Below are 13,648 nucleotides of genomic sequence, written 5' to 3' on the forward strand. Positions count from 1 at the left end.
AATCAGTTCCAGCGGCTCTTTCCATCAGCACTGCATGCTATGGTTTGTGCATTCCTTTTACACCGGACGCCACCATGTCGTGGCGGTTCTGCCTTTCCCATGCGCACATTTGCCCTGTACCTGCTGACGGCCCTGGCCGAAATCGTGGGCTGCTATCTGCCATGGCTGTGGCTGCGCCAGGGAGGCAGCGCCTGGCTGCTGTTGCCGGCGGCTGCCAGCCTGGGCCTGTTCGCCTGGCTGCTCACCTTGCATCCCGACGCCAGCGGGCGGGTGTACGCCGCCTACGGCGGGGTGTATGTGACGGCAGCACTGCTGTGGCTGTGGGCCGTGGACGGTGTGCGGCCCAGCGCCTGGGATGTGGTGGGTGGTCTGGTCTGCCTGGGCGGCATGACCATCATTGCCTTTGGGCCGCGCAGCGCCTGATCAGCAATCCTTCTTGCACACTGCGTGCCTGTCCTTGGCGGTCGATGCATGGCCGCGTGCAGGGCGGATCCTTGCCAGGGGAGCGCGATGCGGCGCGCGGCGACCAGGCATGGACGCAGAAAAGTCCCGCCCAACGTGCAGTGGCGTTGCTTCTGAATTCATAGCTGCTTACCTTTTATTGAAAAAGGTGAAACGCCAATTTGGCATGAAGTCTGCTGGCGTTGCCCATACCGTTGGCCTGCAGCCAAGCGCGGTATCATGCGGGCCTGTTTCCGCTTCGTACTCTCCCATACCATTTCTCTGCCGCTGATCTGACCCGTGCGCCTTAATTCCATCAAGCTTGCTGGCTTCAAATCCTTTGCCGAACCTACCAACTTTCTGCTGCCTGGGCAACTGGTGGGCGTGGTGGGGCCGAACGGCTGCGGCAAGTCCAACATCATGGATGCGGTGCGCTGGGTGCTGGGGGAGTCCAAGGCCAGTGAGCTGCGTGGCGAGTCCATGCAGGATGTGATCTTCAACGGCACCACCCACCGCAAGCCGGCCAGCCGCTCCAGCGTGGAGCTGGTGTTCGACAACGCCGACCACCGTGCTGGCGGTCAGTGGGGACAGTACACCGAAATCGCCGTCAAGCGTGTGCTCACGCGTGACGGCAACAGCAGCTATTTCATCAACAACCAGCCGGTGCGTCGCCGTGACGTGCAGGACGTGTTCCTGGGCACCGGTCTGGGCCCGCGCGCCTACGCCATCATTGGCCAGGGCACCATCAGCCGGATCATTGAATCCCGCCCCGAAGAGCTGCGCCTGTTTCTGGAAGAAGCGGCGGGCGTGTCCAAGTACAAGGAGCGCCGTCGCGAGACCGAAAACCGCCTGTCCGACACGCGCGAGAACCTGACCCGCGTGGAAGACATTCTGCGCGAGCTGAACGCCAACCTCGAAAAACTGGAAAAGCAGGCCGAAGTGGCCGCCCAGTACAACGCGCTGCAAGGCAGCGTGACGCTCAAGCAGCAGCAGCTGTGGTTCCTCAAGCGTGCCGACGCCGAGGCCGACATGGCCAAGATCCGTACCGAAGGGCTGGAAGCAGTCAACGAGGTGGAATCGCGCATGGCCGAGCTGCGCAACATCGAGGCCGATCTGGAGACCATCCGCCAGGCCCACTATGCGGCCGGCGACACCGTCAACCAGGCCCAGGGTAAGCTGTACGAAGCCACGGCGGAAGTGGGGCGGCTGGAAGCCGAGATCCGCTATGTGGTGGAAGGCCGCCAGCGCGTGGAGCAGCGCCTGCAGCAGCTGGGCGAGCAGATTGCCGCCTGGGGCACGCGCCGCGAAGAGGCCGAGATCGAACTGGAAACCTTGGCCGGCCAGGGCATGGATGCCGAAGAGCAGGCCGAGATGCTGGCAGCCCAGCTCGAAGAGCAATCGATGCAGCTGCCCGATCTGGAGGATGCGCACCGCACTGCCCAGACCAAGGCCAACGAGCAACGCCAGCTGGTCACCCAGGTACAGCAGCAAATCCAGGTGCTGGCTGCCGAGCAGCGCAGCACCAGCGAACAGTCTCGCCAGCTGGAGACCCGGCACGAACGCCTGCGTGCCGACCGCAATGCGCTGGCTGCACCGGACGAAACCCGCGTCACCAACCTTCGCCAGCAGTATGAAGAAGCGGCCGAGCTGGCCGAAATGGCCGAAGCGGCGCTGGTGGAGCTGCAGGACAGCGTGCCTCAGCTCGACGATGAGCGCCGCCAGCGCCAACAGGCGCTGAACCAGGAAGGCGCCCGCCAGGCCGATCTGGCTGCGCGCATGGAGGCCCTCAAGGCGTTGCAGGAAAAGGTCAAGACCGATGGCAAGCTCCAGCCCTGGTTGGCCAAGCACGGGCTGGACAGCCTGCAGGGGTTGTGGAGCCGCCTGCATGTGGAGCCCGGCTGGGAAAACGCCCTGGAAGCGGCTCTGCGTGAACGCATGGGCGCACTGGAAGTGGGGCGCCTGGACATGGTGCGCGGCTTTCTGGGCGCCGGCGGGCACGATGCGCCGCCCGCCCGGCTGGCCTTCTACAACAAACCATCGGATACCGCTGCGCAGAACGGACAAGGCGCCAACCGCCTGTCGGACCTGCTGCGCATCAGCGATGCCGGTCTGCAGGCCGTGCTGGTCGATTGGTTGACCGATTGCTACACCGCCCCCACGCTGGACGAGGCGCTGACCTGTCGCGCCAGCCTGCAGCCCGGTGAAACCATTTACGTGCCCACCGGCCACGCCGTGACGGCACACAGTGTGAGTTTTTACGCCCAGGATTCCGAGCAATCCGGTCTGCTGGCCCGGGCGCAGGAAATTGAGCATCTGGAAAAAGAGCTCCGCGCGCAGACACTGATCCACGAAGAATCCCGCATGGCCCTGGCCCGCGCAGAAAGCGCGTATGCCGATGCGTCGCAGCGCCTGGTGACGGCACGGCGCGAAGCCTCGGAGGCCAAGCAAAGCGCGCACGAGTTGCAGGTGGAATCGCTGCGACTGAGCCAGCTGGCCGAGCAGGCGCGCGCCCGCACAGCCCAGCTGGACGCGGACCTGGGGGAAGTGGCGGCCCAGCTCGAAGAATTGCAGGAGCGCGCCGTGGCGGCCGAGGCCCGGTTTGAAGAGCTGGACATGCAACTGGCCGACAGCCAGGAGCGCCATGCCCAGCTGGACGAACGCGTGATCGAGTGCGAACGCAAAGTGGCCGAATGCCGCGAGCAGCAGCGCACGCTGGAACGCCGTGCGCAGGAAGCCACCTTCAGCCAGCGCAGCGTGGAAGCGCGCAAGGGCGAGTTGCAGCGCACCATGGAAACGGCAATGCAGCAAAGCAAGGCCCTGGCCGAGGAGCGTGAGCGTGCCGTGGCCGAACAAGGGCGATTGAACGATGCGGCAGCCCAAGGCGGTCTGCAGGATGCATTGAATCTGAAGATGGAGCGCGAGCAGGCCCTGGCTGCCTGCCGCAGCGAATACGACGACCTGACCAACAAGCTGCGAGCCAGCGACGAGCGCCGCACCCAGCTGGAGCGCAGCATGGATCCGCTGCGCCAGCGCATCACGGAATTCCAGCTCAAGGAGCAGGCCGCGCGCCTGGGTGTGGAGCAGTTCGAAGGCCTGTTGACCGAGGCCAATGCCGATCTGGCTGCCGTGGCCCAGTCCATTGCGGAAGGCAATGTGCGCCTGCATGGCCTGCAAGGCGATATCGACCGCCTGCACCGCGAGATTGCCGCCCTGGGGGCCGTCAATCTGGCCGCACTGGAAGAGCTGCAGATCGCCCGGGAGCGCAAGACCTTCCTGGATGCGCAGATGGACGACCTGACCCGTGCCATGACGACGCTGGAAGACGCGATCAAGAAGATCGATGGCGAAACGCGCGAGCTGCTGTCGGGCACGTTCGACACGGTGAACCGCCACTTCGGCCGGATGTTTCCGGAGCTGTTCGGCGGTGGCAATGCCAAGCTGATCATCACCGGCGACGAAATCCTGGATTCGGGCGTGCAGGTCATGGCCCAGCCACCAGGCAAGAAGAACCAGACCATCCACCTGTTGTCGGGCGGTGAGAAGGCGCTCACCGCGATTGCGCTGGTGTTCGCCATCTTCCAGTTGAACCCGGCGCCGTTCTGTTTGCTCGACGAGGTGGATGCCCCCCTGGACGATGCGAATACTGAGCGCTATGCCAAACTGGTGGCCAGCATGAGCAAGGGCACCCAGTTCCTGTTCATCAGTCACAACAAGATCGCCATGGAAATGGCGCAACAGCTGATCGGCGTGACCATGCAGGAGCAAGGTGTCTCCCGCATCGTGGCCGTGGACATGGAGTCCGCGCTGTCCATGGCCGAGGCTTGAAAACGAAACAGACCCATTCATGAGCACCCTGCAAATCAGTCTGGCCGTCGTGGGCGTTGTCCTGCTCGGCCTGATCGTGGCCTACAACGCATGGAACACCCGCCGTCACGCCCCCAAACGTGCGGACCGGGACGAACAAGCCCGCCAGGGCGCCGAAGATGCGGCCCGCTTCGAGCCTGCGCTGGACGGTGTGGATGTGACGGATCTGCCCCCCCATATGCGCCCGGCCGCCACCCAGCCGCTGAGCACTCCGCTGCACGATCCGCTGCTGGATGCCATGCCGGACAAGCCGGAGTTCGAGGCCCCCATCGCTGCGCCGCAGCCGGACAAGGCCGTGGCCCCGGTGGCCCATGGTGCAGGGGTGGAGGAGCCATCTCCGACACAGACTGCAGCTGCGGCGCCGGTGCACCAGCCATTGCCGGCCGAACGCAAGCTGGCGCTTGATGGCCTGATCGATGCCATCGCGCCCATCCAGATGGAGCAAAGCGTCTCCGGCGAGGCGGCACTGCAGGTGCAGCCCACCACGCGCCGGGCGGGCAGCAAGCCTTTCCGTATCGAAGGCTTCAACGAAGCCACGCGCGACTGGGAAAGCGTGCGTGCCGGCCAGCGCTACAACGCCTTCCAGGCGGGCGTGCAACTGGCCAACCGCACCGGTGCACTCAACGAGATCGAGTTCTCCGAATTTGCCGCCAAGGCCCAGACCTTTGCCGATGCCCTGAACGGCGCGCTGGAGCTGCCCGACATGCTGCACGAGGTGGGCCGGGCGCGCGAGCTGGATCAGTTCGCCAGCGAGCACGATGCGCAACTGAGCTTCATGCTGCGCGCACGTACCGCTGCCTGGAGCCCGGGCTATGTGCGCCAGCATGCCGGTCAGCTGGGCTTTGTGATGACCAATATGCCGGGCCGCATGATGCTGCCGTCGCCGGTGCCCGGCAATTACCCGCTGCTGGTGCTGGCGTTCGATGCCCAGGCCGCCCAGGCCGCCGATTTGGACCGCACTGCCTTCCATGAGGTGATGCTGAGTCTGGACGTCCCCCAGGTGCCGCGCACCGAGCAACCGTTTGCCAAGCTGCGCGAAGTGGCGCAGGCACTGTGCGAGGCCATGGATGGCGTGCTGTGCGACCAGAACGGCCAGCCGCTGCACCCCCAGGTGCTGGAGCCCATTGCCGGCGATCTGGAACTGTTGTACGACCAGTTGGACCAGCGCGAACTGTCGGCCGGCTCCATGCTGGCACGCCGTTTGTTTAATTAAGGCACTTCCCCAGAGTCGCCCGACGCGGCCTGCTCAACGCGATTGCGCCGCGTGGCGATGTGGGACGAAACGGCCGCGCCGTTGCTGGGCGGCCCTTGCGTGCATCCCTGCCTCTGACGAGGCTGCGTTGCTTGCGCAGGTCTGGCCTGGGCTTTACGCCACCGCTCTTTCGGGCGAGGATGGGGGAGCCCGCATGCCTGACGCGCGCAGCGTATTGAACCATTGAAGTCTGATGACCGAAAATTTTGACCTTTTTTCGGGTGAAACGCCCAGTGCAAGCGCTACGCCGGCTCCCAATGCGGTGGTGGCCAAGGTGCAGGCGCTGCGTGCCCAGTTGCAGCAGTGGGCGCATGAATACTATGTGCAGGATGCACCCACCGTGCCCGATGGCGAGTACGACCGCGTGTTCCAGCAGCTGCAGGGCCTGGAAGGGGCGTATCCGCAGCTCATCACCCCGGATTCCCCCACGCAGCGCGTGATCGGTGCCGTGCTCGACGGCTTGACGCCGGTGCGCCACGTGGTGCCCATGCTGTCCATCCGCACCGAGACCGATACCGAAGCCACAGGCGCCGAAGCCTTTGATGCCCGCATTCGCCGCGAACTGGAGCTGGACGACAGCGCGCCGGCGGTGGAATATGTGTGCGAGCCCAAGTTCGACGGCCTGGCCATGAGCCTGCGCTACGAGCAGGGCCGCCTGGTCCATGCCGTCACGCGCGGGGACGGCGAGGTGGGCGAGGAGGTGACGCACAACATCCGCACCATCCGCCAGATTCCGTTGACCTTGCCGACAGGTGTGGGCGGCGTACCGCCGGTACTGGAAGTGCGCGGCGAGGTGTATATGCGCCGCGCCGACCTGGAAAAGCTCAATGCCCGCCAGGAGGCCGCAGGTGCCAAGCTGTTTGCCAACCCGCGCAACGCCGCGGCCGGTGCCGTGCGCCAGCTTGACAGCAATATCGCCGCCCAGCGCCCGCTGTCCTTTTTTGCCTACGGCATGGGGGATGTCACGCCGGTGGCGGAAGGGGGGCCACAGTTTGGCACCCATTACGCCCTGCTGCAGCAGCTCAAGGCCTGGGGATTCCCGGTGGCGCCGCAGGTGCAGATCGCCCATGGTGCTGCCGAACTGGTGGCGTTTCATGCCCGCATGGGGGCCGAGCGCGCCACGCTGCCGTACGAGATCGATGGTGTGGTCTACAAGGTCAACAGTCTGGCCCTGCAGCGCCAGTTGGGCTTTGTCACGCGCGAGCCGCGCTGGGCCGTGGCCCACAAATACCCGGCGGAAGAGATGCCCACCGTGATGGAAGGCATCGATGTGCAGGTGGGGCGTACCGGCAAGCTCACCCCTGTGGCGCGTCTGGCGCCGGTGGCGGTCGGTGGGGTGGTGGTGACCAATGCCACCTTGCACAACCTGTTCGAGACGCGCAAGAAAGGCGTGCGCGTGGGGGACACGGTGATCGTGCGCCGCGCGGGGGACGTGATTCCCGAGGTCGTCGGCAGGGTGCCCGGTACGCGGGCCGCCTATGTGCCCAATTTCCGCATGCCCGCTGCGTGCCCTATCTGCGGCAGTGCCGTGGTGCGCGAAAAAGGCGAGGCCAACCACCGCTGCACCGGCGGGCTGTTCTGTGCTGCCCAGCGCAAGGAAGCGCTGCTGCATTTTGCCGCCCGCCGTGCCATGGACATTGAAGGTCTGGGCGACAAGCTGGTGGACCAGCTGGTGGATGGCAATGTGGTGCGCACGCTGCCCGATCTGTACAAGCTGGGTTTGACATCGCTGGTGGCACTGGACCGCATGGCCGAAAAGTCGGCGCAGAACGTGCTAGATGCGCTGGAGAAGTCCAAGTCCACCACGCTGCCGCGTTTTCTGTTCGGGCTGGGCATCCGCAATGTGGGGGAGGCCACGGCCAAGGATCTGGCGCGGCACTTCGGCCTGCTGGACGCCATCATGGACGCCAGCGTGGAACAACTGCTGGAAGTGCGTGACGTGGGTCCCATCGTGGCGGACAGCATCCACACCTTTTTTGCGCAGCCCCACAACCGTGAGGTGGTGGAGCAGCTGCGTGCCTGCGGGGTGCACTGGGAAGAGGGCGCACCGGCCGAAAAGCCGGCCCAGATCCTGGCTGGCATGACGGTGGTGCTGACTGGCACCCTGCCCACGCTGACGCGCGATGCTGCCAAGGACATGCTGGAAGCCGCTGGCGCCAAGGTGGCCGGCTCGGTCAGCAAGAAGACCAGCTATGTGGTGGCCGGGGCAGACGCCGGCAGCAAGCTGGCCAAGGCCGAGGAACTGGGTGTGAAGGTGCTGGACGAGGCGGGCATGCTGGCCTTGCTGCAAGGCGGCAACGTGGACGGAGGCGCCTGATGGCACTGAGCCGGCGTACCCCCAAACTGGGCCTGGCGCTGGGCAGCGGCTCGGCCCGTGGCTGGTCGCACATTGGCGTGCTGCGGGCGCTTCGGGATGCGGGCATACAGCCCGATGTGGTCTGCGGCAGCTCCATCGGTGCGCTGGTGGGTGCCGCCTATGCCGGTGGCGAACTGGAGCGCTTTGCCGACTGGGTGCAGGGCCTGGGCATGCGCGATGTGTTTGGCTTCATGGACTTCAATCTGGCCGGAGGCATGCTCAAGGGGGAGAAGCTGATCAGCTTCTGGCGCCGCAATTTCGCCGATTTCGATATCGAGAACTCTCCCATTCCGTTCGGGGCCGTGGCCACCGACCTGCATTCGGGTGCCGAGGTGTGGATGCGCCAGGGCTCGATCGCCGATGCGGTGCGTGCCTCGATCGCCCTGCCCGGTCTGTTCACACCAGTGCTGCGCGAAGGGCGCTTGCTGGTGGACGGTGGTCTGGTCAATCCGGTGCCGGCTTCGCTGGCGCGGGCCATGGGTGCGGACATTGTGATCGCCGTGGATCTGAATGTTGACCTGATGCAACGCCACATGCAGCCGCTGGCGGTGCAGGAGGCGCCGCCACCGATTCCATCACCACGCCACCAGCAGGCAGAGGATGGTGACGAGGAGGAGGGTGACATGTTGAACAGGACGCCGCCTTACCCTGTGCCACCAGCCGGTGGCACAGCGGTGGAGGAAGCAGGTGCTGCCGTGCCGCCCCCTGGCAAGCCCTGGTCCCGGCGGCTGACCTCCTGGATCCCTGGCGTGGGTGCGCCGCCGGCCGCCGCCAACAGCCCGCTGGTGGATGGCATGCGCATTCCGTCGGTGCTGGATGTGGTGATGACCAGCGTCAACATCATGCAGATGCGCATCACGCGCAGCCGCATGGCCGGTGACCCGCCCGAGCTGGTGATTGCCCCGCGTCTGGCGCATCTGGGTCTGCTGGACTTTCACCGCGCCAAGGAGGCGATGGATGCCGGCTATGCCGCAACGCAGGCCGCGCTGCCGGGCTTGGCCCACTGGCTGCGGCAATAAAAGGCATGAGCAGGGCGTCTAGGGCACTGTCCTGAGCCGAAGGTTGGGCCCCAGCAGGGCAGCGCGCACCGCGTGGGTGCGCTGGCGGTGCATCAGGCCAGAACCTGGCGACGGGCGCGGACTTGCTGCGTGGCCGCACCGATGGGCTGGCCCGATGCCGGAACGGCGCGCTCCCGTCCCCAGGCCCGGATGCTTTCGATCTGCTCCGGTGCGGTCTTGGACAAGGGCACCAGATTGGTGAAGCTGCGGCGGAAAAGCTCCGCCGTCACGACCTCGTCACCGCGCAGGTAGGCTTCCTTGACCACTTCGCGCACGGCCGACTCCAGATCGGAACCGGCAAAGCCGTCGGACAGTTCCACCATTTCGTCCAGCAGCGCAGCCGGAACCTCCTGCCGCAGACCGCGCTGGGTATAGATGGCGATGATTTCGCGGCGCTCTGCCGGGGTGGGCAAATCGACAAAGAACAGCTCGTCAAACCGGCCACGGCGTAGCAGTTCCGGTGGCAGCTTGGACACGTCGTTGGCGGTGGCAACGACAAAGACGCGGGCCAGGGATTCTTGCAGCCAGTATAGGAATTGACCGACCAGGCGGGTGGCGGTGCCGCCATCGCCGCTGCCTCCGGCGCCTGCCAGACCTTTTTCAATTTCGTCGATCCACAGCACGCAGGGGGCCACATGGTCGGCGGTGCTCAGTGCATCCTTCAGGCGGCTTTCACTTTGTCCCAGGTACTGACCATGGATGGTAGACAGGTCCAGGCGGTACAGCGGCAGCCCCCAGTTGGCTGCAATCGCTTTGGCAGACAGTGATTTGCCACAGCCGGGAACACCCACCAGCAGCACGCCGCGGGGAGGGCGGATGCCGCGCTCACGCAGATCTGCGGTGAGCAGGGGCTGCTCCTTGTCCAGCCAGGCTTTCAGGCCTCCCAATCCCCCCACGTTCAGGCTGCTGCTGCGCACATTGACACGCTCGATGCCGGAGATGTCGGCAAAGATGCGGTCCTTGGCATGCATCACCTCGACCATGTCTGCCTTGGTGATGCGGCCATTGGCCAGCAAGGTCGCAACGATGTTCTCCGCTTCGATGCGCGACACGCCTGCGAGTGCGGCAGCGGCACGGCGCTCGTCGGCGTCATCCCACTCAATGGGGAAATGCTCGCGGTAGGCGTTGAGGTTGTCACGAATGATGCCGAGCATCTCATCTTCGGTGGGGGCGGAGAGCACCAGCGACATGCCCGCACGCTGCAACTGGCCCCAGACCGGTTTGGTGGTGATCACGATGACCGAGCCACTGTTCTCGGCCGCCAGCATCACGACATCCAGCAGGTGACGCGCCGCGGGCGTGTCGTCTTCAATGTCCGAGACCTCGGTCAGGATCACGGTGAGATTCTGGCGTTGGGCGAACTGCTGGCTGGCGAAGTCCACGGCACCCGTCACGGAACGGTCATCGTTGACGGAGCGGTTGCTGCCGAGCTCGCGCGTACCTTGCGACAGCGTGTGCACATAGACCGGTGCCTGCAGTGCGGAGCCTACGTCGCGCAGCAATTCCAGGACCCGGCTGCGCTCGGCGCTGCGAATGGAGATGAAGGGAATGCGCGCCTTGAGATAACGCGTCAGCGTGGCTTTGAATTCAGCGGTGTCACTCATGGAAACAGTGGTCAGTTCAGGATATTGCGCCTGCGGGGTGCAGCCGCTGTGGCCGGGGACAGGGTGGCTGCTGTCAGCGGCGCGTTATGAAGGGGGCCGGAGGACGCTGGCGTGCGGTCGTAGCCCGTCAACGGGTTGTTGCGCAACAGGGTGGCCAGTTGTCCGCTGCGGTCGGCCTTGGCCGTGTCTTCTAGCGATTTCTGTGCGCGCTCGGCAAATCTGAGAATTTCGCTTTGCAGGTGCTGTTGGGTGGCCGCGGGCAGTACCGGCAGCTGGCACAGCCGGTGCACAAAACACAGTTGCACGCGCCCCTGGAGCACGGCACGCACGATCAGGGTTTCCTGCGCCCCCATTCGCAGATCACGTGCCAACCGGTCGGAGCAGCGTTGCAGCCGGCGCTGGACTTCTTCGCTGATGCGTTTGCCCAGCATGGGCGCCACCCCCGCAGTCCATTCCAACTGGCCATTCTCGAGCTGCTGCAGGCAGGCTGCATCGTTGTCCTCTTTCGCCAGGGCATCCAGGCACTGGCTCCATTGGGCATAGGACTGCGGGGCATCGCCCGCAGCCGGTTCTGCCGCAGACGATGCCGTATCAGCAGGGCGGGAGAACCAGCCCCGCATCACTTGATGCGGCGCACAAAGGGCGAGCCTGGCAGGAGATCCCAGTCAGGCAGCGCTCCCGCCAGTGCGTCGCGATCGGTTTGTGGTTCGACGGGCTGCGGTGCGGGCGCTGGGTGTGTGGAAGGGGCCGCGCGGGGAGCACTGGAGGCGTTTGGCACATCGGGTGTCACGGTGGACAAAAGGTCTCGGGGCATAGGGAATCCTGGTGTGATTAGGCGGCCATGACGCGGCGCACGTTGTCGTGACCGGACAGCAGGTGCTGCGCGGGGCTGATGCTTTCCAGCAGGGCTGTCACATTCGCAGAAACGCCATCGCGCTGTGCCAGGTCGCGGCGCAGCTCCACAGTCTCTGCCATGCAAGCGCGCAGTGCCTGCGCCGACTGGGTTTTCAGGCGCGCGAAATCCTCACGGATCTTGATGCGCAGCTTCTGCACGGTGCGGTGGCCCAGATAAGCCCAGCCCAGTGCTGCCAACCCCAGCACCAGCGAGACCATGCCGTAGGACACGCTCATCAGTACCAGAACGGCACCGATGGCAACGGCGCCCCAGTGCTTGAGTCCCAGCTTGGCGCCTGCCAGCGCCTCGGCTTCGCGTTGGTCCAGATGCGAGGCCAGGCTGGCCAGCAGCTCGGCCTCGTTTTCTCCGGCACTGGTCTGGCCGCTCCAGTCTTCAAGCTGCAGCTCAATGCGTTGTGGCACTCTCTGCCGCGCCTTGGCCGTGACATCGCTGTGGGCATCCAGAATCCAGTCGCGCGAGTGTGCAATCGCAAAGCGTTGCGTGGCCCGCGTGACATGCGAGGTTTCGGGGTGCATAGCTGCATTGGTCAGCAACTGGGTGAAGTCCACCTGCGTGTCCAGCGTTTTGCTTTGCAGGTCGTAGCGGCTCTGGGCGGCACGCTTGTCGCCGCTTTCCTCAATGATCAGCCGGCACAGCTCTTCCTGGCGGCGCAGTGGAAGCTCCTCATCGTCAAAGCGGGTGACCAGCTTGGTCAGCAGGTCGTCCACTGCCACCAGCACGCTGCTGGCAGGCTTGATCTCCCCTTGGAAGACCTGTTCGAAATGCTGCAGCACCGCCGATTGCATGGAGGCTTCGTTGAGCGACGTGCCCAGCGCACCCCAGGTAGGACTGAAGCGCGACAGATGGGGATAGTCGTCCGCATGGTCTGCATGGGGGGTCTTGGAGCGCAAGGCGTCGCTCCACTGGCTGCGCTGCGCCTCGGCAAATCCCGCCTGCTGCGACAGTTCTTCGATCCAGGCGGTGATGCGCTTGGAGCACAGCTGTGTGGTGTCGGCGTTGAAGACACCATTGGCCATGGCGTCGACCATCACCACGGTCTGGCGGTCGAGCTGGTGTGGATTCTGGAGTCCGAAGTAGCGGTCCAGCCAGGTCCGGTTGGCTTCGCTGCGGCCGGCACGGCGGGAGATCAGGGCAAAGAACAGCGAGGTCTTTTCGTCGTCACGGCGCACCGCTTCGGCCAGTGCACGCTGGGCCAGGTCGCGATTGTCTCCCAGCCAGGCGGCCAAGGCCACCAGGGCCGGTGCCAGCCAGTAGCGGGGGGTGGAGAGCATCAGCTCTTCCGTCGCACCCCGGATGGTTTTCTGGCGCACCAACTGAATGTCGGAGGCTTGCAGGATGCCGGTGGCCTGGCGGCGCACCACGGCGTTCTGCCCGAAGGTGTTTTCGATTTCCTGGCGGATCTTCACCTGGCGGGTTTCGGCCAGCGACAGTTCCTTGGCCTTGAGGTCGGCTTCGACGAAGTCCGCGAAAGCCTGCTCCAGGCGCGACAGTTCGGCACGGGTCTGCGACAGGTCGTGGCCGACGTTGTCCACCTGGTTGGAGACGGTGCCGATATCGCTTTGCAGGGAGCGAAGCGACCCGAGAATCAAGGACAGGTCTGCAACCTGGATGATGCGTTCAGAACTCATAGGGCAAGCAGGAGGAGGTCAAAGGTCAATGAGCGCGGTCTGCCCGGACGAGCTGACCGCGATAAGGCGGGATCCATACACTTCAATGAAGGCGTAAGCCGGGTGCTGGGCCAGGCTGCGCGCCCGCTCCAGCGTAGCGGGCAGGCTTTCATGGGTCTTGTAGTGCTGGATGATGCTGCCGCTGCAGTCCAGGGTATGCACCTCATAAGGTGCGCCCAGATAGCAGCGGGACACGATGCCAAAGGGCAGGGCATCGATCGAGACATCGGGCAATTCATTGCGGATGGCATCGATCAACGCCTGGGTGGCGGCTGGGCTGTGCACATGGCCGCCGGCATCGAGCTGCGTCACGGCCTGCACATAGGCCGAGGAACGCTTTTGCCGCAAGCGGGCCTGCAGCGCGGCACCGTTCAGGGGAGTCTGTAGCGGGGTGGTGGTGGACAGCTCCAGCGGGGTCTGGGAGGCTGCAGGGCGAAGTCCGAGCAGTGAACGGGCCATTGGGCAAACATCAGCCGTGCCAACAGCGGCA

General features: G+C 65.1%; 9 protein-coding genes. 5 read left to right on the forward strand and 4 right to left on the reverse strand.

Annotated features, from left to right (window positions below; genetic code table 11):
- Positions 1-99: 99 nt before the first annotated feature.
- The 5 genes from CT3_RS09975 to CT3_RS09995 all read left to right on the forward strand — a co-directional run bounded on the left by CT3_RS09975 (position 100) and on the right by CT3_RS09995 (position 8,932).
- Positions 100-423, forward strand: coding sequence for a YnfA family protein (locus CT3_RS09975; protein WP_066534310.1), 324 nt, complete (start codon positions 100-102; stop codon positions 421-423).
- Positions 424-741: 318 nt separating this feature from the next.
- Entirely contained in the window at positions 742-4,266 is a 3,525-nt protein-coding gene (gene smc / locus CT3_RS09980) for a chromosome segregation protein SMC (RefSeq protein WP_066534308.1), read from the forward strand.
- Between the two features lie 19 nt (positions 4,267-4,285).
- A complete protein-coding gene (locus CT3_RS09985) occupies positions 4,286-5,518 on the forward strand; it encodes a cell division protein ZipA C-terminal FtsZ-binding domain-containing protein (RefSeq protein ID WP_066534305.1) in 1,233 nt (410 codons plus the stop codon).
- Positions 5,519-5,750: 232 nt separating this feature from the next.
- Positions 5,751-7,874: an NAD-dependent DNA ligase LigA gene (gene ligA, locus CT3_RS09990; RefSeq protein WP_066534303.1), complete on the forward strand. Its 2,124-nt coding sequence runs from the start codon at positions 5,751-5,753 to the stop codon at positions 7,872-7,874.
- Positions 7,874-8,932: a patatin-like phospholipase family protein gene (locus CT3_RS09995; RefSeq protein WP_066534302.1), complete on the forward strand. Its 1,059-nt coding sequence runs from the start codon at positions 7,874-7,876 to the stop codon at positions 8,930-8,932. The genes ligA and CT3_RS09995 overlap by 1 nt, the downstream gene beginning before the upstream one ends.
- A gap of 92 nt (positions 8,933-9,024) precedes the next feature.
- On the opposite strand, the gene CT3_RS10000 is transcribed toward CT3_RS09995, so the two are convergent.
- The 4 genes from CT3_RS10000 to CT3_RS10015 form a co-directional block, all read right to left on the reverse strand.
- Positions 9,025-10,575, reverse strand: a complete 1,551-nt coding sequence (locus CT3_RS10000) for an AAA family ATPase (RefSeq protein ID WP_066534300.1) — start codon at positions 10,573-10,575, stop codon at positions 9,025-9,027.
- Between the two features lie 11 nt (positions 10,576-10,586).
- Positions 10,587-11,195 (reverse strand): hypothetical protein, encoded by a 609-nt coding sequence (locus CT3_RS10005; RefSeq protein WP_066534298.1) that lies wholly within the window; start codon positions 11,193-11,195, stop codon positions 10,587-10,589.
- A gap of 211 nt (positions 11,196-11,406) precedes the next feature.
- The gene (locus CT3_RS10010) at positions 11,407-13,119 is read right to left on the reverse strand and encodes a hypothetical protein (RefSeq protein ID WP_066534297.1); all 1,713 of its coding nucleotides are present in this window, start codon (positions 13,117-13,119) and stop codon (positions 11,407-11,409) included.
- 18 nt (positions 13,120-13,137) lie between these two features.
- Positions 13,138-13,617: a hypothetical protein gene (locus tag CT3_RS10015; protein WP_066534294.1), complete on the reverse strand. Its 480-nt coding sequence runs from the start codon at positions 13,615-13,617 to the stop codon at positions 13,138-13,140.
- Positions 13,618-13,648 lie beyond the last annotated feature (31 nt).

The sequence above is a fragment of the Comamonas terrigena NBRC 13299 genome, from assembly GCF_006740045.1.
In the GTDB taxonomy this organism is placed as follows: domain Bacteria; phylum Pseudomonadota; class Gammaproteobacteria; order Burkholderiales; family Burkholderiaceae_C; genus Comamonas; species Comamonas terrigena.

Bases quoted from the DNA above. Each gene is read 5' to 3' on its own strand.
- CT3_RS09975 (WP_066534310.1), top strand. From the start codon at position 100: ATGCGCACATTTGCCCTGTACCTGCTGACGGCCCTGGCCGAAATCGTG.
- CT3_RS09985 (WP_066534305.1), top strand. From the start codon at position 4,286: ATGAGCACCCTGCAAATCAGTCTGGCCGTCGTGGGCGTTGTCCTGCTC.
- ligA (WP_066534303.1), top strand. From the start codon at position 5,751: ATGACCGAAAATTTTGACCTTTTTTCGGGTGAAACGCCCAGTGCAAGC.
- CT3_RS09995 (WP_066534302.1), top strand. From the start codon at position 7,874: ATGGCACTGAGCCGGCGTACCCCCAAACTGGGCCTGGCGCTGGGCAGC.
- CT3_RS10000 (WP_066534300.1), bottom strand. From the start codon at position 10,575: ATGAGTGACACCGCTGAATTCAAAGCCACGCTGACGCGTTATCTCAAG.
- CT3_RS10005 (WP_066534298.1), bottom strand. From the start codon at position 11,195: ATGCGGGGCTGGTTCTCCCGCCCTGCTGATACGGCATCGTCTGCGGCA.
- CT3_RS10010 (WP_066534297.1), bottom strand. From the start codon at position 13,119: ATGAGTTCTGAACGCATCATCCAGGTTGCAGACCTGTCCTTGATTCTC.
- CT3_RS10015 (WP_066534294.1), bottom strand. From the start codon at position 13,617: ATGGCCCGTTCACTGCTCGGACTTCGCCCTGCAGCCTCCCAGACCCCG.